Origin of the sequence: Exiguobacterium sp. s70 (assembly GCF_018618315.1) — a bacterium.
Taxonomy (GTDB): Bacteria; Bacillota; Bacilli; order Exiguobacteriales; family Exiguobacteriaceae; genus Exiguobacterium; species Exiguobacterium chiriqhucha.
In genome coordinates this window covers 26002-44985 of the sequence record NZ_JACSLV010000001.1, presented here as the reverse complement: position 1 = coordinate 44985, position 18984 = coordinate 26002, and the positions used below count along the sequence as shown (strand labels likewise).

23 protein-coding genes are annotated in these 18984 nt (G+C 53.9%); 19 read left to right on the top strand and 4 right to left on the bottom strand.

Translation table 11 applies throughout. The features are described from left to right. Positions 1–17 precede the first annotated feature (17 nt). From KNP84_RS00260 to KNP84_RS00250, 3 genes are read left to right on the top strand one after another with little or no spacing between them, the layout of a single operon-like run. Positions 18–1016: a thiamine pyrophosphate-dependent dehydrogenase E1 component subunit alpha gene (locus KNP84_RS00260; RefSeq protein ID WP_215114378.1), complete on the top strand. Its 999-nt coding sequence runs from the start codon at positions 18–20 to the stop codon at positions 1014–1016. After that, positions 1016–1993, top strand: a complete 978-nt coding sequence (locus KNP84_RS00255; protein WP_029595281.1) for an alpha-ketoacid dehydrogenase subunit beta — start codon at positions 1016–1018, stop codon at positions 1991–1993. Before KNP84_RS00260 ends, KNP84_RS00255 begins: the two co-directional genes overlap by 1 nt. A gap of 11 nt (positions 1994–2004) precedes the next feature. After that, positions 2005–3327 carry a dihydrolipoamide acetyltransferase family protein gene (locus KNP84_RS00250; RefSeq protein ID WP_215114027.1) on the top strand — a complete coding sequence of 441 codons (1323 nt, stop codon included), beginning with the start codon at positions 2005–2007 and terminating at the stop codon, positions 3325–3327. Between the two features lie 81 nt (positions 3328–3408). Here KNP84_RS00250 and KNP84_RS00245 read toward each other — a convergent pair whose 3' ends face one another. Then, complete coding sequence (locus KNP84_RS00245; RefSeq protein ID WP_021067684.1) at positions 3409–4185, bottom strand: sporulation protein; 777 nt, start codon at positions 4183–4185, stop codon at positions 3409–3411. Positions 4186–4284: 99 nt separating this feature from the next. Here KNP84_RS00245 and KNP84_RS00240 point away from each other — a divergent pair, with 99 nt between their 5' ends. The 8 genes from KNP84_RS00240 (at position 4285) to KNP84_RS00205 (ending at position 10037) form a co-directional block, all read left to right on the top strand. Then, positions 4285–5469, top strand: a complete 1185-nt coding sequence (locus tag KNP84_RS00240; protein ID WP_353049093.1) for a class I SAM-dependent methyltransferase — start codon at positions 4285–4287, stop codon at positions 5467–5469. Positions 5470–5503: 34 nt separating this feature from the next. After that, complete coding sequence (locus tag KNP84_RS00235) at positions 5504–5932, top strand: BrxA/BrxB family bacilliredoxin (RefSeq protein WP_021067682.1); 429 nt, start codon at positions 5504–5506, stop codon at positions 5930–5932. Between the two features lie 55 nt (positions 5933–5987). Continuing rightward, entirely contained in the window at positions 5988–6329 is a 342-nt protein-coding gene (locus KNP84_RS00230) for a DUF952 domain-containing protein (protein ID WP_021067681.1), read from the top strand. A 183-nt stretch (positions 6330–6512) separates the two neighbouring features. Then, positions 6513–7301: a transporter substrate-binding domain-containing protein gene (locus KNP84_RS00225; RefSeq protein WP_029595285.1), complete on the top strand. Its 789-nt coding sequence runs from the start codon at positions 6513–6515 to the stop codon at positions 7299–7301. 56 nt (positions 7302–7357) lie between these two features. After that, positions 7358–8017 carry an amino acid ABC transporter permease gene (locus KNP84_RS00220; RefSeq protein ID WP_021067679.1) on the top strand — a complete coding sequence of 220 codons (660 nt, stop codon included), beginning with the start codon at positions 7358–7360 and terminating at the stop codon, positions 8015–8017. Continuing rightward, complete coding sequence (locus KNP84_RS00215; protein ID WP_029595286.1) at positions 8014–8736, top strand: amino acid ABC transporter ATP-binding protein; 723 nt, start codon at positions 8014–8016, stop codon at positions 8734–8736. The genes KNP84_RS00220 and KNP84_RS00215 overlap by 4 nt, the downstream gene beginning before the upstream one ends. A gap of 39 nt (positions 8737–8775) precedes the next feature. Continuing rightward, complete coding sequence (locus KNP84_RS00210) at positions 8776–9450, top strand: metal-dependent hydrolase (RefSeq protein WP_214753165.1); 675 nt, start codon at positions 8776–8778, stop codon at positions 9448–9450. Next, the gene (locus tag KNP84_RS00205) at positions 9450–10037 is read left to right on the top strand and encodes an HD domain-containing protein (protein WP_251131093.1); all 588 of its coding nucleotides are present in this window, start codon (positions 9450–9452) and stop codon (positions 10035–10037) included. Before KNP84_RS00210 ends, KNP84_RS00205 begins: the two co-directional genes overlap by 1 nt. A 32-nt stretch (positions 10038–10069) precedes the next feature. On the opposite strand, the gene fadH is transcribed toward KNP84_RS00205, so the two are convergent. Together fadH and KNP84_RS00195 are read right to left on the bottom strand one after the other, a co-directional pair. Further along, on the bottom strand, positions 10070–10834 hold the full coding sequence (gene fadH / locus KNP84_RS00200; RefSeq protein WP_021067675.1) for a 2,4-dienoyl-CoA reductase: 765 nt from the start codon (positions 10832–10834) through the stop codon (positions 10070–10072). Positions 10835–10927: 93 nt separating this feature from the next. Beyond that, complete coding sequence (locus KNP84_RS00195) at positions 10928–11977, bottom strand: N-acetylglucosaminidase (RefSeq protein ID WP_353049092.1); 1050 nt, start codon at positions 11975–11977, stop codon at positions 10928–10930. Positions 11978–12074: 97 nt separating this feature from the next. Between KNP84_RS00195 and KNP84_RS00190 the strand changes: the two genes are divergently transcribed. Then, complete coding sequence (locus KNP84_RS00190; protein WP_021067673.1) at positions 12075–13064, top strand: aromatic acid exporter family protein; 990 nt, start codon at positions 12075–12077, stop codon at positions 13062–13064. Between the two features lie 179 nt (positions 13065–13243). Beyond that, positions 13244–14374 carry a M20/M25/M40 family metallo-hydrolase gene (locus KNP84_RS00185; protein WP_029595289.1) on the top strand — a complete coding sequence of 377 codons (1131 nt, stop codon included), beginning with the start codon at positions 13244–13246 and terminating at the stop codon, positions 14372–14374. A gap of 44 nt (positions 14375–14418) precedes the next feature. Here the strand turns inward: KNP84_RS00185 and KNP84_RS00180 are convergent, their stop codons facing one another. Further along, positions 14419–14592, bottom strand: coding sequence for a hypothetical protein (locus tag KNP84_RS00180; protein WP_021067671.1), 174 nt, complete (start codon positions 14590–14592; stop codon positions 14419–14421). Between the two features lie 75 nt (positions 14593–14667). On the opposite strand from KNP84_RS00180, the gene rnz reads away from it, so the two are divergent. From rnz to KNP84_RS00150, 6 genes are read left to right on the top strand one after another with little or no spacing between them, the layout of a single operon-like run. Then, a complete protein-coding gene (rnz, locus tag KNP84_RS00175) occupies positions 14668–15573 on the top strand; it encodes a ribonuclease Z (RefSeq protein ID WP_131471245.1) in 906 nt (301 codons plus the stop codon). A gap of 1 nt (position 15574) precedes the next feature. After that, complete coding sequence (locus tag KNP84_RS00170; protein ID WP_029595291.1) at positions 15575–16465, top strand: hypothetical protein; 891 nt, start codon at positions 15575–15577, stop codon at positions 16463–16465. A 14-nt stretch (positions 16466–16479) separates the two neighbouring features. Then, positions 16480–16872 (top strand): DUF4430 domain-containing protein, encoded by a 393-nt coding sequence (locus tag KNP84_RS00165; RefSeq protein WP_236355691.1) that lies wholly within the window; start codon positions 16480–16482, stop codon positions 16870–16872. Beyond that, complete coding sequence (locus KNP84_RS00160; protein WP_214714668.1) at positions 16850–17518, top strand: hypothetical protein; 669 nt, start codon at positions 16850–16852, stop codon at positions 17516–17518. Before KNP84_RS00165 ends, KNP84_RS00160 begins: the two co-directional genes overlap by 23 nt. Then, positions 17487–18446: an ATP-binding cassette domain-containing protein gene (locus KNP84_RS00155; protein WP_215114025.1), complete on the top strand. Its 960-nt coding sequence runs from the start codon at positions 17487–17489 to the stop codon at positions 18444–18446. Before KNP84_RS00160 ends, KNP84_RS00155 begins: the two co-directional genes overlap by 32 nt. After that, positions 18422–18967, top strand: a complete 546-nt coding sequence (locus KNP84_RS00150; protein ID WP_215114024.1) for a hypothetical protein — start codon at positions 18422–18424, stop codon at positions 18965–18967. Before KNP84_RS00155 ends, KNP84_RS00150 begins: the two co-directional genes overlap by 25 nt. Positions 18968–18984 lie beyond the last annotated feature (17 nt).

Sequence of the window (18984 nt, the reverse complement as noted above, 5' to 3'; positions counted from 1 at the left end):
GAAACAGAATGGAACAGATGACTGTGAATTCATATGAGGAACTAGGATTGACGAAACAAGACCTCGGTGCGATGTACGAGACGATGGTCCGTGCCCGTAAAATCGATGAGCGCATGTGGAAATTGAACCGTGCCGGAAAAATCCCGTTCGTCGTCTCGTGTCAAGGACAAGAGGCGGCCCAAGTCGGGGCGGCGTTCGCGCTCGAAAAAGGGACGGACTATATTCTTCCGTATTACCGCGATGTCGCCGTTGTCCTCCACTTCGGACAGACGGCTCGCGATTTAATGTTGTCGGCGTTCGCCAAGGCGGAAGACCCAAACTCAGGCGGCCGTCAAATGCCGGGCCATTTCGGTTCGAAACAGCATCGCATCGTGACGGGCTCGTCTCCGGTGACGACACAAGTGCCGCATGCGGTCGGTGTGGCGCTCGCCGCCAAACTGAAAAAAGAAGAGCTCGTCACGTTCGTCTCGTTCGGAGAAGGCTCATCGAACCAAGGTGACTTCCACGAAGGTGCAAACTTCGCGGGTGTGCATAAGTTGCCTGTGATTTTGTTCTGTGAGAACAACAAATACGCCATCTCGGTACCGCTCTCGAAGCAACTCGCTTGCGAGCGCGTATCGGACCGCGCCCAAGGTTACGGGATGCCAGGCGTCACGGTCGATGGGACAGATCCGATTGCCGTTTATGTCGCCGTGAAAGAAGCCCGCGCCCGCGCCCTTCGCGGCGAAGGCCCGACGCTCATCGAAGCCGAAGTCGAACGTCTCGTACCGCACTCGTCGGATGACGATGACAAAGCGTATCGCTCGGTCGAAGAGTTGGCCGACCTTAAGAATCGTGACGGGAATCAATTGTTCCGGAAGCGTTTGATTGAAGATGGCGTCATGACCGAGGAAGAACTCGCAGAGATCGAGGCGAACGTCGATCGTGAAGTCAATGAGGCGACTGCTTACGCCGATAAGGCACCATATGCGTCTCCTGAATCGACGATGGACCATGTGTACGAGGGGGAAATGTGATGAAAACGTTTATTGAAGCGATCAATGAAGCGATCCATGAAGAAATGGAACGCGATGAGAACGTCTTCGTGCTCGGGGAAGATGTCGGCGTCCGAGGCGGTGTATTCCGCGCGACGCAAGGCTTGATTGAGAAGTACGGCGAGGACCGCGTCATCGATGCGCCGCTCGCCGAGAGCGCAATCGCAGGTGTCGGAATCGGGGCGGCCATGTATGGCATGCGTCCGATCGCCGAAATGCAATTCGCCGACTTCATCATGCCAGCGGTCAACCAAATCGTCTCCGAAGCGGCAAAAATCCGCTACCGTTCAAATAACGATTGGACGTGCCCGATGGTCATCCGTGCACCGTTCGGCGGCGGGATTCATGGCGCACTCTATCACTCCCAATCGGTCGAGGCGATGTTCAACTCGACGCCTGGACTCAAAGTCGTCATCCCATCTGACCCGGTCGATGCGAAAGGGTTGCTCAAGGCAGCCATCCGCTCGAACGACCCGGTCCTCTTCTTCGAACATAAACGGGCGTACCGCCTCTTGAAAGCCGACCTTCCGACCGACGACTATACGGTCGAAATCGGCAAGGCCGCCGTCAAGCGGGAAGGTGACGACATCACAATCATCACGTACGGTCTGTGCGTCCACATGGCCCAGGAAGCGGCGAAGACGCTCGAAGCCGAAGGCATCAGCACGCACATCCTCGATTTGCGCACGATCTATCCGCTCGACCAAGAAGGGATCGTCGAAGCCGTCAAGAAGACCGGGAAAGTGCTCCTCGTCACCGAGGACAATAAGGAAGGCAGCATCATCGGGGAAGTCGCGGCCATCATCGCGGAGAAAGCGCTGTTCGAACTCGATGCGCCGATCGAGCGTCTGGCGGGACCGGACGTTCCGTCGATGCCGTATGCACCACCGATGGAGAAGTTCTTCATCGTATCCCCTGAAAAAATCGCGGAGCGGGCACGTCAGCTCGCCGCCTTTTAAGGAGGGGTCATATGGAACAGACAATTAAAATGCCACAGCTCGGGGAAAGTGTCACTGAGGGGACGATCACAACGTTTCTCGTCAAACCAGGTGACCGCGTCGAGGAGTATGAGCCGCTCGCCGAAGTCATGACCGATAAAGTAACCGCTGAGATTCCGGCGACGAGTGCCGGTGTCGTGAAACAGATTTTAATCAGTGAAGGCGACACGGTCGCCGTCGGCACACCGGTCCTCGTCATGGAAGTCGAAGGTGCCGATTCGGCGCCAGCGAAAGCAGAAGTGGTAGCAGAACCGGCACAAGTCGAAGCGGCCCCGGTCGAGACGAAGCAAGCGGTCACTGTAGCGTCGGCCGCACCACGAAAACAGAATAATAACGGTCGTTTCTCGCCGGCCGTCATCCGACTCGCCAATGAGAACGCGATTGACTTGAACGAACTCGACGGCAGTGGCCTCGGTGGTCGCATCACGCGCAAAGATGTCCTCCGCTACTTATCGGAAGGCCGTCCGGTCAAGCCGGAAGCGGCGACGCAAGTGCCGGTCCAAGAGACGATGACACAAACGAAGCTCGACGTACCTGAGACGGCCGCGGCACCTTCCGTATCACCATCTGTGCCGGCAACCGACGGGTCGTCGGACCGAGTCGAACTCATTCCGACGGCAGGTGTCCGTCAAGCGATTGCCAACAACATGGTCCGCTCGAAACATGAGGCCCCGCATGCGTGGCTCATGATCGAGGCCGATGTGACAAACCTCGTCACGGCTCGGGCCAAGTTGAAAGACGAGTTCTTCAAACGGGAAGGTGTCAAACTGACGTTCATGCCGTTCTTCATGAAAGCGGCGATCGAGGCGCTCAAAAAACATCCGATGATGAACTCGGAATGGGCGGGCGATCACATCAAAGTCCATCAAGACATCCATCTATCGGTCGCCGTCGCGGCGAACGACGCCCTCTACGTCCCGGTCATCAAGCACGCGGACGAGAAGAACATCAAAGGTCTCGCCGTCGCACTTCAAGACGTCGCGGTCCGTGCCCGCGGCAACCGCTTGAAAGCGGACGAGATGCGGGGCGGCACGTTCACGATCAACAATACGGGTGCGTTCGGTTCGATTCAGTCGGCACCGATTCTGAATTACCCGCAAGCGGCAATCTTGTCGGTCGAGTCGATCGTGAAGCGCCCAGTTTGGGTGAACGGGATGTTCGCGGCGCGTGACATGGTCAACTTGTGCATGTCGGTCGACCACCGTGTCCTCGACGGTCTCGTCGCCGGTCAGTTCTTGCAGGCGATCAAACAGTCGCTCGAGTCCATCGACCCAGACACGTATACGCTCTATTGATTCATGTCCTGCCTTCGACCGAGGGCAGGATTTTTCATATGGAAAATAAAAAAGCCACGGAATTGTCCGTGGCAACATGGTTCAGATGGAACGTTCAATCAACGCTTCGATATCGCGGCGAATTCGTTCGGGCGAAGTGAGCTCGGCGTTCGTGTAGCTGAGGCGGTGTGTCGATTCGTCGGTCCCGGTCAAGTCGGCGAACAGGCTGCCGAGATTGTGGACGCTCTTGTCGACTTGAATCAATAAGTCTAACGACGATTCTGTTTGGAGCATGACGACTTCGAGCTCATCGAGTTTACGTCCGTAGCTCGTCCCGTTCGGCGAGTATTCGAGCTCTTGGGCAATCGGGAGACGGCCGGAACGATGCCGGGCCGGAAGCATCTCCGTATCGGCCTTCTTCAAGCGGAAGCCGATGTCGTCGAGCACGTCGAGGACGACTTGTTGGGCCTGGTTCGGTTTGACGAGAATCGAGTCCTCGTCTTTCGGGTCGACGGCCTGGGCGATATCGAGACCGGTCTCGATCCACGATTTCGATTGGCTGACCGAAATCGGCGTGTTGAACGGCACGTCAATTGTGAACGGGATTTCCTTCACTTCTTCGGGACCGATCATGAACGGCGCTTCGTTCAACAAAATCTTCTCGATCGTGAACGTCGAATACGTCGTCTTGTCGTTCACCTCATGCTTATAGAGCGTGTTGAAGAAGATGTAAATCCGGTCGACCGATTGCTCGGTGCTGCCTCCCTTGATATGGACGACACCATTCAGTGTCCCGCCTGGCACACAGGCACTCTCTTCGAGTCGCGTATCCACCGTCGCGGCGCCGATTCCAATCGATGATAATAACTTTTTAAACATACAATGATCCTCCTTTGACGTTTGCACGTGTTCGTGTAATAGTATGTACGAATACACGTGAACAAAAGTTTCGAAACTATTGAAAAAAGGATGAACGCAGTGGAATATACAGCATTAACCGAACGGCTGGCTGATGTGATTCGCCAGAACGAGCTCGTCACAGCGACAATAAGTCAACCGCGTCAAAAGTCGAACGATTTACGCCGGGTCAAATTGAAGCCGGTCCTGTTGAAAGGCGAGTACCATATACAATTCGAATACCAATTTGAACGGGTAATGAAACATAAAAATCTCACACCGGACGAGGCGGTCATCGAACTCGATGAATTGCTCGAGACGTTCCGCCAAGGACAGTTCCAGTTGAAGGCGTCCGAGTTCCACTTTCAACTGTCTAAAAAGTTCAAAGTGACGTTCAAGGAGCGCGAGACGGCCGTCAAACAAGTGAAGCTGAGTCATAACCGCGAGAAGCAGTACCTGTTGCCGCTCGATGAGCCGGTACCGTTCCTCATCCGACTCGGCGTCCAGTCCGAGGATGGGAAAGTGAAACGCCAAAAGTATGACAAGTTCAAGCAAATCAACCGCTTCCTCGAATTTATCGAAGACTCGATCAAACATTTACCGACCGACCGGACCATCCGGATTCTCGATTTCGGCTCCGGGAAGTCGTATTTGACGTTCGCCCTCTATCACTTCTTGCATGAGATGAAAGGCTATGACGTCCATATCACCGGGCTCGATTTGAAGAAAGAAGTCATCGAGGAATGTGCCGGGATTGCGAGCGACCTCGGGTATGAACGTCTCGAGTTCCTCGTCGGTGACATCAATGAGTTCGAAGGGGAGACGGCGGTCGATATGGTCGTCACACTTCATGCGTGCGACGTCGCAACGGATATGGCGCTCGCTCGGGCCGTGCGTTGGGGGGCGAAAGTCATCTTGAGCGTGCCGTGTTGTCAAAAAGAATTGAACCGTCAACTTGAGGCACCGAGCCTTGACGTCATGTTGCAGCATGGACTCATCAAAGAACGGTTCGCGGCGCTCGCCACCGATTCGATTCGGGCCGAATTACTTGGACTCGTCGGCTATGAGGCGCAACTCCTCGAGTTCATCGATATGGAGCACACGCCGAAGAACATCCTCATCCGGGCCTATTTGACGAACCGGGAAGCGACCGCTGAAGCGCGGGCCCGCTATGTGGCCTTCAAGACGCTGTTGAACGCGACACCGTTCCTTGAAGGACAATTGAGCGATAGACTTGTCCTAACCGATCCACTAGACGTAAAATAAGAAAGAACAGACGCAAGTCGAAAGGGGAAACAATATGGATTTTCAATTATACTTTCAAGATGTAGTCGAACAAGCTCGCAATGAGGTACGCTCTGCAGGGTACACAGAACTCACGACACCGGAAGAAGTTGACGCAGCATTAACGAAAGAAGGCAAGACGCTCGTGCTCGTCAACTCGGTATGTGGCTGTGCCGGTGGCATCGCTCGTCCGGCAGCCGCGTACGTGAATAAGATGGAAGGCGTCAAACCGGACCAGTTCGTGACTGTGTTCGCGGGTCAAGACCGTGAAGCGACTGACCGCGCCCGTGAATACTTCGAAGGTTATGCCCCGTCGTCACCATCGATCGCGCTGTTAGAAGACGGCAATATCGTCACGATGGTCGAACGGAGCACAATCGAGTCATCAACGGCCGAAGAGCTCGTCGAGCAGTTACAGACGTTGTTCGATATTTACTACGCCTAAGAAGTGAGCGCAGAGGCATTGCCTTTGCGCTTTTCCTTAAGAAGGGATCGATGAGATGGAACCAGTCGTCAAAATCATGAGCGAGGCCGAATATACGATTGCTTTGTCGCGCGGCGAGATCAACGAGCCGACCCTCCAAACGGAAGGGTACATTCGTTGTTGCACCCCGCAACAGATCGGCAAATTCGTGCGTCGACATTATCATGGGGAGCGAGTCGTGCTCGTCTCGTTCCATGTCGGACGTCTCGGCAGCCTGCTCCACTATGAGTTTGACGAGGACGGGGAACGCTATCCCCACGTGTATAGCGCCATTCCCATCGCTTCGGTCAAACGAGTGCAGCCCTACGGCTCTCGGGACAATGGTACGGTCACTTATTTTGCTTACGAGCGAATGTGACCGTATTTTTTTTAGATTTTATGCATGAATATACTTTACAAGTAATAATTATGTGTATATAGTGGTTGAAGAACAAGTCGGACATATGATGAGTCAGAGAACAGTTGAGCAACATTCACATATATGTCATAATTTTGTTAAAGTTCTGATAATTTCATCCTATTGAAGAAAGGGACGATGAACATGAAAAAAGGTTTTCTAGCATTATGTATCGCAAGCCTAGCCGCTTTTACTGTAGCCTGTGGGGCAGACGTGAACGAAGGAGGTTCGACATCGACCGATGAAGATGACAAAGTCATCGTCATGGGGACGAGTGCGGACTACTTCCCATATGAATTCGTCGATACGGCGAACGGGGATGAGATTGTCGGATTCGATATCGATATCGCCAAGCAAGTGGCCGAGAACATGGGCTACGAATTGAAAATTGAAGACATGGACTTCGGGAGCCTGCTCGGGGCGCTCAACGCCGGTCGTGTCGATTTCGTCATGGCGGGTATGACACCGACAGAAGAACGGAAAGAGAACGCCGATTTCTCAGACATCTACTTCACGGCGAAGAACTTGATTTTGTCAAAAGGGGATGCCATCCAGTCGCTTGAGGACTTGGACGGGAAACAAGTCGGGGTCCAACTCGGATCGATTCAAGAAGGGATTGCCAAAGAGCAAATCCCGGGTGCTGAAATCGTCGCCTTGAACAAGATTCCAGAGATTATTCAAGAAATCAAGACCGGCCGCATCGATGCGATGGTCATCGAGGACACGGTCGCGAAGAAATATCTCGATCAAGACAGTGAACTCACGACGTTTGAAATCGTCGACGAGGAAGAGGCCGGTTCAGCCGCTGCCTTCCGTAAGGACGACGAGCTCCGTGATCAGTTCAATGAAGAGTTGAACAAGATGATCGATTCAGGAGAAATCGAGAAGTTGGCTCAAAAATGGTTCGAACAAGAAGCTGCACCAGCTGAATAAAGATTGTAGAAGGCTGACTGAAAGCATCAGTCAGCCTTTTTTAGGAGGAACTCACAATGGATTTTAGTCGGATTTATGATTCTATCCCGTATATTCTCGAAGGGATTCCCGTCATGTTCCAAGTCGTGCTCGTCTCGGCCTTGTTCGGGATTACGCTTGGCGTCGTCGTCGCCACATTCAAAATCGTCCCAAACCGTCTCGTCAACTTCATCGGGCACGCCTATACGGCCGTGTTCCGCGGAACCCCGCTCATCTTGCAACTCGCAATCATCCACTTCGGATTGCCGCAATTGACCGGATATATCACGACGCCATACCAATCGGCCGTCATCGCCTTCTCACTCAACTCGGCGGCGTATATCTCGGAAATCATTCGGGCCGGGATTCAAGCGGTCGATAAAGGCCAGTGGGAAGCGTCGGATGCCCTCGGCGTCCCGTACGTCAAACAACTGCGGTCAATCATCTTGCCGCAGGCGTTCAAAAACATCTTGCCGGCCCTCGTCAACGAGATGATTACGCTCACGAAAGAATCGGCGCTCGTCTCGACGGTCGGTGTGCTCGACATCATGCGCCGGGCGCAAATCGTCGGTGGGCAAAAGGCGATCTACTTTGAACCGCTCCTGTTTGCCGGTGTGATATACTTTACAATAGTGATGGTGTTGACGTATCTTGGTCAACGTCTAGAAAAACGGCTTAGAAAGAGTGATGGCAGATGATACAAGTAAACGATTTATACAAACAATTTGGTGACCTCGAGGTCCTCAAAGGCATTACGACATCGATTGAGAAAGGGGAAGTCGTCGCCGTCATCGGTCCGTCCGGTTCGGGGAAATCGACGTTCCTCCGTTGCTTGAACATGCTCGAGGTGCCGACGTCTGGAACGGTCAGCGTCGCCGGCTATGAGCTCACGAAAAAAGGGGCGAACGTCTCGAAAGCACGCCAAAATATCGGGATGGTGTTTCAACAGTTCAACTTGTTCCCGCATATGAGCGTGCTCGACAATTTGATATACGCGCCGATCAACGTCTTGAAAGTGAGCAAGGCCGAGGCGATTGAACGGGCGAAAAAGCTCCTCGAACGGGTCGGATTGTCCGAGAAAATCGACGCCTATCCGAGTCAACTGTCGGGTGGACAAAAACAACGTGTCGCGATCGCCCGGGCGCTCGCCATGGAGCCGAACGTCATGTTGTTCGATGAGCCGACGTCAGCGCTCGACCCAGAGATGGTCAACGAAGTGCTCGATGTCATGAAAGGGCTCGCCGAGTCTGGGATGACGATGGTCGTCGTCACGCACGAGATGGGCTTTGCCCGTGAAGTGGCGGACCGTGTCCTCTTCCTCGACGAAGGCATCTTGATGGAGGAAGGCAAACCGGCCGACCTGCTTCTCAATCCGCAGACCGACCGCGCAAAACGCTTCTTAGAAAAAGTCTTATAACTGAAACGATCCATCTGACACCAGAAAGGGAGGATTTCAATGAAGATCACCTACTATGGCCACGCGACCGTGCAACTCGATATCGACGGGACATCCGTCTTAATCGATCCGTTCCTGACGAGCAATCCGCATACGGACGTCGACCCGGCGAGTGTCAAAGCAGACTATATCTTGCTCACCCACGCCCATTTTGACCATATCGAAGACGTCGAATTGATTGCGAAACAGACGGGCGCAACGATCGTCGCGACACACGAGCTGGCGACATATTATGAGAAGAAGGGTTTTTCGGTCCACGGCATGAACATCGGGGGCGGCCATTCGTTCGCGTTCGGCCGCGTCACGATGACGCAGGCGTTCCATAGCTCGAGTCTCGACATGGGCGACGTCCCAGTCTATATGGGAATGCCGGGCGGGTTCATCATCGAGACGAACGCGCTCACGGTATACCACGCCGGGGACACGGCACTATTTTCGGATATGAAACTGTACGGCGAACGCTTCGAGATCGACGTCGCCTTCCTCCCGATCGGGGACAACTTCACGATGGGACCGGTCGACGCACTCGATGCGGCGCACTGGCTCCAAGCAAAACGAGTCGTCCCAATCCATTTCGATACGTTCCCGCCCATCAAACAAGACGCACGGGCGTTCTGCGATCAATTGCACCAACGTGGTCTCTTGATTGAGCCGAACACGACGATTGAGATTTGATGATGCATCCAGCGGTGCTCGAGACCGAACGGTACGTGGCGAAGCTGCATGCCGGAGACCATACCGGCCATGATATGGCCCATCTCGACCGCGTGCGCCGTTTGACGACGCATCTCGCGGAAGGCGAAGCGGTCGACGGTCTCGCTTTGACGCTCGCGGCGCTCTTGCATGATGTCGAGGATGAGAAGCTTGGACGTGATAAAGGTCTCGTCGCACGTCACCTTGACACGTTACCGATCGACCCCGAACAACGGGCTCACGTCCTGACGATGATTGAAGAGTCGTCCTTTTCAAAAGGACGGTCCCCGTCGTCACGTGAGAGCGCGATGCTGCAAGACGCCGACCGGCTCGACGCGATTGGGGCAATCGGCATCGCCCGGACGTTCCAATTTGCCGGCGCACGTGGCAATAGCCTCCACGGCGAGGGTGACTCGAAAAGCGCGATCGCTCATTTCGAGGAGAAGTTGCTCCGGCTCGCGAATCAAATGCATACGGAACGGGCGAGACGAATCGCCCGGGACCGCCACGCGTTCATGGTTATCTTTTTGGACCGGTTCGAAGCGGAATGGACAGGGCAAGACATATGAAACGGCCGAGGAATCCCTCGGCCGTTTTTTGGTTAGAACGGATGTTTATTTAACCAATGGCCACCGTCGAGGGAAATGCATTCCCCGTTCAAATAGCGCATCTCGTCCGACGCCATCCAAAAGGCGAGGTCGGCAATCTCTTCCGGTGTCCCGAACCGTCCGAGCGGCACATTGCGGCGGATGCGCTCGACTTCTTTGACGTGGACGGCTAGTTTGTCGGCTCCACCTGTCCGCTCGATTGGACCCGGGCTAATCGCGTTCACACGCGCCCCGAACTGATATCCCCATTCGACGGCGAGCGTTCGCGTCAAATTGAGCACACCGGCCTTGGCGGCCGCGCTCGGTGCGACACCGGCGCCCGCTTGCCAGGCATACGACGCGACCATGTTGATGATGGAGCCGTCACGCAGTTGCTCCCGTTCCCAATGCTTGCCGAGCACGTGGGTGCAGTTGAACGTCCCGTTCAAGACGATGTCGATGACGCTCGTCCATCCGTTCGGCGTCAAGTCGAGCGTCGGGCAAACGAAATTACCGGCCGCGTTGTTAACGAGCGCGTGCACTGGACCGAACCGTTCAATGATTTGATCGAGCGCAACGGCACACCCCTCATAGTCACGCACATCGTGTTGCACGGCTATCGCCGCTCCGGCCCCGATGGTCTCCAGTTCGCCCATCGCTTCTTGTAGCCGCTCCTCGTTGCGGCCGCTGATGGCGACGTTCCAGCCCTCGGTCTTAAATTTTAGCGCCATCGCCTTGCCCATCCCCGATGAGCCACCTGTGATCCAAATCGTTTTCATACAAATCCCCCTTTGGAATGAATGGTCGTTCAGTTTATGTATTCGCTCAGCGAAGGGGGGATTCCTGCAAAAAAAGTGACGGCCGTTGGGCCATCACTTCAACTGCTCTAAATAGGTCAATCCGAGTTCACGGTCGATGCGATACATCGTCCCGGCGACTTTCTCGCCCCAATACGGGTCCGAGGCGTAATTGACGTTGACGCCTTCTTGTTTATTGCCAGGGAACGGTCCTCGGTCATAGGCGCCCGTCACGTACTTTTCGGCGAATAAACGAGCCGCCGCATCGATGCTCGCCTCGACAGACGGATAGGAGGCCGCATTTCCGCTCGGGTCGTTGTCGGTCGCCTGGAAGCCGAACAAGTTATTCTTTTCCCGGGCGATGGCTGACGTACCGAATCCGGACTCGTGTCCGGCGACGGCCATGAGGAACAAGGCGTTGATGCCGAACTCTGCCTCGGCATCTTTGAAGGCGTCGCCTTTACCAGCGAGCGGGCTGTCGTCGAGTGAGCCGAGGAAGGCGTCGAGCTCGCGAGCCGAATACGGTGCCTTCGACGCGATCGAGGCGAACTGGTATGGCGAATCGAACACGTCGCGCACGTCCTCCGTATAATAGCGGTCGGACGACTGTTGCGGCGCCGGTCCGACGAGGAACGTCCCGGCCAAGTTGCCGTTCGCCTCGACGGTATGGAACACTTGTCCGTCCCGCATCTGATAGAAGCCGCGACGCTCGACGACGGCGTCTGGATAAAGCGTCATGTCGGCCGGCTTCACGTAGACGTCGGCGCCGGAAATGTTCACCAACAAATGCTTGTCGGCCGTCTGCACGAGACGGAGGCGGGTCCCACCGGCGACATACGACTGCCGTTTCTTAAACTCGGCGTCTTGATACAAGTTCGTGATTCGGTCGGTCGGGGTGACGGCGATACCGGTACCTATGAAGTCGATGACGTCGCCTGACGCATCGAGCAGGGCCCGGTTGCCCCCACGTTCCATATAGTCCCGCGCCTCGTCGAGTGACTCAAATGATCGGGTCGAGACGTCCCCGCTGTCATAGGTCTGAACGGTATACGAGCCGCTCGGACGGTCTTGGAGCCAAAGGAAACCTAAAACGGCGAGGGCGAGCGTGAGCAGCGTGGGAATCACGCCACGTTTTTTTCTTTTCAATACGATCACTTCCAAACATATGGATTGCCAAACGGAACAAACTAGTGAACAATTTTGTGAGAGAGGAGGAGATTTTATGAAAATCGGATCACGTACGCTCAAGACGGCGGCAGCAGCCGGGATCGCCATGCTCATCTCCGAGACGATTCATCTCGATTACTACGTCTTCGCAGCCATCATCGCCATCCTCAGTATTCAGGAGACACGGAAAAAGTCGTTTCGGGCTTCCTATGAGCGGGTCATGGCCAGCCTGATTGCAATCGGCATGGGGGCATTAATGTTCACCTTGCTCGGTTATTCACCGGCGACGCTCACACTTTATTTTGTCATGTTCATCCCACTCGTTCAACAGCTCAAACTGCAGGACGGCATGATCACGAGTGTCGTCATCTTGACCCATCTATATACGGAAGGGCAGTTCTCGCTCGATTTGTTCGTGAACGAGCTGTTATTGATCGCCATCGGCGTCGGGGTCGGACTCGTCGTCAACATGTATATGCCGACACTTGATAAAGAGATCGAGCGCATCAAAGACAATATCGACCGGGCCCTCGCCGTTCACTTTTATGATGTGGCCGCCTGTGTCGAGACGGGCGTCTATAACGACCATTCGATGATGCTCTTGAAGACGCGGGATTATTTGAAACAAGGGAAAGACCTCGCGCTCCGTCGCATGGGGAACTCGATTGGGAAGCGGAACGAGGACATGGATTACCTGTACTTCCGAATGCGGGAGCGGCAATATGACATCTTGAAGCGCATCGCCGAGAACTCACGGGAGATCACGATGGTCGTCAATGAGGCCAAACCGGTCGCGACGTTCCTTCGGCGCGTCGGCGACAACGTCAACCAACGGGCCGACGCTTCGACGTTCCTACGGGAGCTCGAAGAGACGATTGAGCATTATCGAAAAAACGTACCCCTCCCCACGTCGCGTGAGGAATTTGAGGTACGTTCATCGTTATTAAATATTTTGTCGGACGTGAAAAGCTACTTGATTTTAAAAGAGCGGTATATCCTGCTGTTACAGGAACATGGCCACCCCGGACAAAAACGTGCTCAATAAAAAGATGGATACGATGACGACGACACCGATTTGAATGATGCGTTGACGCTTTTTCTGTTTCTTACTCATGACGTTCCTCCAAATGTGTTTGTCCTCATTGTACAGAATGGAAAAGGTTCGTGCAAACGGCACGAGTTTGTTATAATAACCTAGAAATGTTTGGATGGAGGGATGTTTTCATGGTAAACGAGAAACGAGTGCTTGACACATTTTTACAACTGGTCGGGATCGACTCAGAGACGAAAGAAGAAGCAGTCATCTGTGAGCATTTAAAGGCGGTCTTCACAGAGCTCGGATGCGACGTCTATGAAGACGATGCGTCGACGAAAACGGCTCATTCAGGTAACAACTTGATTATTACGCTACCGGCGACGAAACAAGGCGTCGACCCGATCTATTTCACGGCGCATATGGATACGGTCACACCTGGTAAAGGAATCAAGACGAGTATTCAAGACGGTTACGTCGTGACGGATGGGACGACCATCCTCGGGGCGGATGATAAAACCGGATTGACGGCGATGATCGAACTCGTTCGCGTGTTGACGGAACAAGCGATTCCACACGGTCAAATCCAGTTCGTGATCACAGTCGGAGAAGAATCTGGGCTCGTCGGGGCAAAAGTGCTCGATCTTTCGAAAATTGATGCGAAGTTTGGATTCGCGCTCGATTCGGATGGCCCGGTCGGCGACATTATCGTCGCAGCACCGACTCAGGCGAAAGTGAACGCCAAAATCTATGGCAAGACGGCTCATGCCGGTGTAGCCCCGGAAAAAGGTGTATCGGCGATTCAAATCGCGGCGAAAGCAATCGCGAAGATGAAGTTAGGTCGCATCGATGATGAGACGACGGCAAACATCGGACGCTTCGAAGGCGGCCGTGCCACGAACATCGTCTGCGACTACGTCGAAGTCCTCGCCGAGGCGCGTTCATTGATTCATGAAAAAATGGAAGCACAAGCCGAAGCGATGAAACAAGCGTATCTTGACGCAGCTGAAGAACATGGCGGACGTGCGGAAGTCGACATCGACATCATGTACCCAGGCTTTAAGTTCGAAGAAGGGGACGAAGTCGTCGAAGTGGCGAAAGCAGCCGCGACAGCGATTGGCCGTCCAATTCGAATCTTGCATTCGGGCGGCGGTTCTGACGCCAACGTGATTGCCGGCGGTGGGATTCCGACCGTCAACCTTGCTGTCGGATATGAAGAAATTCATACGACGAACGAGCGTATGCCACTCGTCGAACTGTACAAGTTGGTTGAATATGTCGTTCAAATTGTCGAGCTCGTCGCGACACCTAAAACGAAATGAAAAAGAGCCGACGTGATGTCGGCTCTTCCTATGTGTTCGAGCTATTATGCGGCGAACTCCAACGATTCTAAAACGAGTTCGTCTGAACAGTGAAGTTCCATCGCTATGTCGTGAATGAGGATTGAGGTGCCTAATTCTTGTTGGTGTTTGCGATTCATTGAAGTCGCCCGTTCCCGGATCTGTTGATAGATCGAGTCGGAATGTTCAACTTTCTTCATCACGGATCACATCCTTTTTCAACGATTGCCTACAGTATAGCATGGAATGGACGACAAGAAAGGACAATATTATTTATGAAGTTACAATTTTTAGGAACTGGCTCCGGTATGCCGTCGAAACAACGGAACGTCTCGGGGTTGGCACTTACGCTTGCGAAACAGACGTGGCTTATCGATTGTGGCGAGGCGACCCAGCACCAAATGTTGCATACGAAAGTCAAGCCGCGCAAAGTCTCAGCCGTCTGGGTGACACACCTTCACGGGGATCACGTCTTCGGTCTGCCCGGGTTTCTGTCGACGCGCTCGGCGCTCGACGGATCGAGCCCGCTCACCTTGTATGGACCGAAAGGCATCAAGAAATGGCTCGAGTTGACGATGAAAGTAACCGGTTCTTATCTCGGCTATGATTTGACGATTGTCGAGTACGAGGACGGCGATACGTTCGAACAGGACGGGCACATCGTCACGGTCAGACGGCTTGAACATCGCTTTCCGTCTTATGGATTCCGCATCGAAGCGCCGGAACGACCGGGCGCATTGCTCGTCGAAAAAGTGAAGGCGCTCGGCATCCCGAGCGGACCGATTTATCGGACGATCAAGCAGTCTGACACGTTCGAGTTTGAAGGGAAAACGTACGCCTCTAAAGAATACGTCACTGACGCGGTTCCCGGACCGGTCGTGGCGATTCTAGGCGATACGGTCCCTTGTCCGAACGCAGCCATCCTCGCCACTGGCGTCGACGTGCTCGTTCATGAAGCGACGTTCATGCAAGCAGAGGCGAAACTCGCCCGTCAATACGGCCACTCGACGACAGTTGAGGCGGCAACGCTCGCAAAAACGGCGCAAGTTGGCCGTTTGATTGTCACGCATATCTCGGCCCGCTATCAAGGTCGAGACGAGGCGTTTGTGGATGAAGTGCGCACCGTGTTTCCAGACAGCCATGTAGCGACTGACTTCTTCGAGTTTACAGTGGGGGATTAACGTGACAGTACAACTATACGTATGGCTAGGCTTTTTCGTCATCAGTACGTTGCTAGGTTTACGCTTAAATCAACTGAAAGAACCGGAACCAAACTTTCTTATCAAATTTTTATTTTTCTCATTGCTCGGGATCGTTTCATTCCCGATTGGTGGCTTTCATATTCCAATCGGATTCCTGATGTCGTTCTTATTCTTCCCGAAACGCAATAGCCGCTATAAATGGTACGGGGCGCTCGTCGGATTCTTTTTCTTCATCGTCCTCTTGTTCGTCCCACTCTTTGATCAATCCGAATTCCGGGCCGAGTCACAACAGATTGGAACGGTGTCGATTCAAGACGAGACGTTTGACGAGATGACGGACAACATTCTGCGCCGGATTAACAGTGAGTCCATCAAACTCGACCGAAGCAAAATGATTTTCAGCGAGGACGGTGAACTCCGTTCGCTCGAATATTTGCTCATGGTCGAACGCGCAAATTCGTATCAACAGATTCGAATCAACTACGACGAATCGGGCGAGCTGACGTATCGTCAAGTCGATGAATTGAATAAGGACTCGGGAAGTGCGTTCTTCGAGAAACTCGTCGACTTTGAACATATGCTCGACGCGATCCGGAAACCGGCCTGGTCTGAATTCACGACACAAGTCGATGCCCCGTTCCTCCAGTTCTCATTCGATGGGCTGTACGACATGTACACGTTCGAGAATGAGTCGATGCTCATGATCAATCGGGATAATCGCCTCGTCAAGTTCTGGTTGCAACGCGAGCCGGTGCTCGCCAACAGCATTCAATTGTCGGGATTGAGCCAGCAAGGGCGGACGACGGGTGAGAAATACACGATTCTATACAACTACTCTATCCATCAACGAGAGGATTTGACTGATTTATGAAAAAATTGCTTCTGATGAGTTTACTTGTCCCGCTTTTGACCGCATGCGGAGGAGATACGACATCGACCGAGGAAGCGGCTTGTGATGTCGAGCCGACGATTTCTGTTTACAATGCGGCGACCGAAGAGACGCTGTTCAATGAGAAGAGTGTCTGCTTAGAAGAAGGGGCGACGGTACTCGATGCCCTTGAAGCGACCGAGCTTGACATTGAATCGGTCGGCGACGGAGACATGACTTATGTCACGGCCGTTGACGGGATTGAAGAGAAGTCGGCCGGACAATCCTCAGGCTGGGTTTACGCCTTCAATGGTAGCCCGGGCGATGAAGGCGCCGGAGCCAAAGAAGTCGAATCGACCGACATCATTCAATGGCGGTTCGAAGAAGATGCGATTTCTTTCTTCGAATGAGGCAGATTGGGAGCGCAGACATCCGGTCACGCTCCTTTTCTTCTTACTCGTCCATTTGTACGTGTTGACATACTTGAATGACTCGATTTGGCTCCTCCTCGGTCTGTTCGGTTTGTTACTGATGGAACGACGGTTTCCACTGGCGATGCTCGGTGTTATCCTCGCGTTCTTATTGATTTCACTTGCCCCGTTCGTTCTCGGTTGGAGGATTTCGGTCGGTGGTGTCACAAATCAATTGATTCCACTCGCGACTTTTTTGTTCGGTATGATTTGGGTCAATCGATTCATGCGCCTCGAGCGTTTATTGCCGTTCTTGAACAAATGGCCCCGTTCGACAAGGCTGCTATACGGCGGTTGGGCGCTCGTCCCGACGATGGAACGGGCGGTCCGTTTATCGTTGGCCAGTCATCCGCGACGTGACTGGCAAGAGGCCGTCGTCGTCGGCATCGACAGCCAACGCCTCGAACCGGTATATGTGACGAATCGGATGAGACGCTTCGAACGACATGACTGGGGCCAATGCCTCGTCCTCGCTAGTTTCGGGGCGACTGCGGCTATGGTCACACCGGTTGTTTGGCTTCTGTATCCATATTTGACGAAGGGAGGGGTGCGCGATGCGTTGGTTATCCTTGGCAGACGGACATGATGAATTCAAGGAGTGGGTGAGGGTAGAACAAGCGCGAGTCGTTCGCCTCGACACTCCGCTTGCTGGGAAAGTCGCATCGCTCATTTCTGGGAGTGACGCCCTGCGAGGAGCCGAACTGGCTGCCATTCTTCAAATCGATCATCTATTTCATAAGCGATTCGACGAGTGCTCAAGTGGGGAACGGCAACTCGTCCGAATCGCTCACGCCCTGGCCGATTCATCCGAGGCGATCGTCTTAATCGAGCCGTTTCGACATTTGGATCGGTTTCGGGTCGAGCATTTGACGATGTTGCTCAGCAGGTTGACCGGGCTCGGCGTTCGGATTGCATACACGGACAGGGCGCGCGAACATACCCCATCCGACCCGTTTCACGTCAATCCGACCATGAATCAGCCCCAACTTGTCGTGACGGACGTGTCCTATCGCCATCCGTTGCAGGCTTCCTATGCGGTCGAGCATGTGTCATACGAGGCGAAGCAGGCAGGACTGACCATCTGTATCGGAACGAACGGGAGCGGGAAATCGACGTTGCTCGAATTGATTGCCAAAAGCGTGCGTCCCTTGTATGGGAAGGTTAAATGGGCCGAGCGGCCGGTTTATTTACCGGCCGAGCAAGAGTACGGCCCGTTCCCGCATGCGGCGAATCGTCGCGTCGCTCAACTGCAGGCCGTCTTCGATTCCGAAGCTTCGCTGTTCTTGTTGGATGAGCCAAGCGTGGGCTTGACCGAGCAAGAGCGCTCTCAGTTTGAACGAGCGTTAACCGAGAAAGCCATGACGGCACATGTTTTGTGTGCGACACATGATGAGCAACTGATTCAGGCGGCGGACCGTATCCTTTGCCTGTCGAACGGTACGATTGTCTTCGATGGCGATTTAGACGAGTATAGGAAACGGAGTGCGCTATGGTCACATACGTCCTCATCCTAATCATTGCGGCGGCGATCATGTCAAGATTTGAGCGGACGGACATCCCGATCGCCGTTCTGACACAGATTCTCGCGCTTGCCGTCATCGGGCGCTGGTTATTCGTGGCCATCCCGAACGTGCAACCGTCGACGGCGTTGCTCATGTTGACGGCCTTGTATTTCGGGTTCACGAGCGCCGCGATGCTGGCGTTGTTCGTCCCGATTTTATCGGGACTGTTGCTCGGACTCGGTCCGTTCGTCTTGTTTCAATTTTTAGGATGGCTTCTCGTCGTACTCGTCGTCATTTTACTTAAACCACTGCTTCGTCACTCGCTGTGGCTCCTAGCTTTAGTAGGTCTGGGGGCCGGTTTTCTCTTCGGCTGGACGGCCAATCTTTCGTTCGCGGAGGTCATCGGGGCCGACTTCGTCAAACTGCTCGTGCTCAGTCTACCGTTCGATGTGGCCCACGGCATCGGGAACGCCGTCTTCCTCATCTTGTTGCATGACTTGTTCGTTCGCATATTTGTGCGGGAAGACGGGTAACAAGTAGGTATCACACG

Bases quoted from the DNA above. Each gene is read 5' to 3' on its own strand.
- KNP84_RS00260 (WP_215114378.1), top strand. From the start codon at position 18: ATGACTGTGAATTCATATGAGGAACTAGGATTGACGAAACAAGACCTC.
- KNP84_RS00255 (WP_029595281.1), top strand. From the start codon at position 1,016: ATGAAAACGTTTATTGAAGCGATCAATGAAGCGATCCATGAAGAAATG.
- KNP84_RS00250 (WP_215114027.1), top strand. From the start codon at position 2,005: ATGGAACAGACAATTAAAATGCCACAGCTCGGGGAAAGTGTCACTGAG.
- KNP84_RS00245 (WP_021067684.1), bottom strand. From the start codon at position 4,185: ATGTTTAAAAAGTTATTATCATCGATTGGAATCGGCGCCGCGACGGTG.
- KNP84_RS00235 (WP_021067682.1), top strand. From the start codon at position 5,504: ATGGATTTTCAATTATACTTTCAAGATGTAGTCGAACAAGCTCGCAAT.
- KNP84_RS00230 (WP_021067681.1), top strand. From the start codon at position 5,988: ATGGAACCAGTCGTCAAAATCATGAGCGAGGCCGAATATACGATTGCT.
- KNP84_RS00225 (WP_029595285.1), top strand. From the start codon at position 6,513: ATGAAAAAAGGTTTTCTAGCATTATGTATCGCAAGCCTAGCCGCTTTT.
- KNP84_RS00220 (WP_021067679.1), top strand. From the start codon at position 7,358: ATGGATTTTAGTCGGATTTATGATTCTATCCCGTATATTCTCGAAGGG.
- KNP84_RS00215 (WP_029595286.1), top strand. From the start codon at position 8,014: ATGATACAAGTAAACGATTTATACAAACAATTTGGTGACCTCGAGGTC.
- KNP84_RS00210 (WP_214753165.1), top strand. From the start codon at position 8,776: ATGAAGATCACCTACTATGGCCACGCGACCGTGCAACTCGATATCGAC.
- KNP84_RS00205 (WP_251131093.1), top strand. From the start codon at position 9,450: ATGATGCATCCAGCGGTGCTCGAGACCGAACGGTACGTGGCGAAGCTG.
- fadH (WP_021067675.1), bottom strand. From the start codon at position 10,834: ATGAAAACGATTTGGATCACAGGTGGCTCATCGGGGATGGGCAAGGCG.
- KNP84_RS00190 (WP_021067673.1), top strand. From the start codon at position 12,075: ATGAAAATCGGATCACGTACGCTCAAGACGGCGGCAGCAGCCGGGATC.
- KNP84_RS00185 (WP_029595289.1), top strand. From the start codon at position 13,244: ATGGTAAACGAGAAACGAGTGCTTGACACATTTTTACAACTGGTCGGG.
- KNP84_RS00180 (WP_021067671.1), bottom strand. From the start codon at position 14,592: ATGAAGAAAGTTGAACATTCCGACTCGATCTATCAACAGATCCGGGAA.
- rnz (WP_131471245.1), top strand. From the start codon at position 14,668: ATGAAGTTACAATTTTTAGGAACTGGCTCCGGTATGCCGTCGAAACAA.
- KNP84_RS00165 (WP_236355691.1), top strand. From the start codon at position 16,480: ATGAGTTTACTTGTCCCGCTTTTGACCGCATGCGGAGGAGATACGACA.
- KNP84_RS00160 (WP_214714668.1), top strand. From the start codon at position 16,850: ATGCGATTTCTTTCTTCGAATGAGGCAGATTGGGAGCGCAGACATCCG.
- KNP84_RS00155 (WP_215114025.1), top strand. From the start codon at position 17,487: ATGCGTTGGTTATCCTTGGCAGACGGACATGATGAATTCAAGGAGTGG.
- KNP84_RS00150 (WP_215114024.1), top strand. From the start codon at position 18,422: ATGGTCACATACGTCCTCATCCTAATCATTGCGGCGGCGATCATGTCA.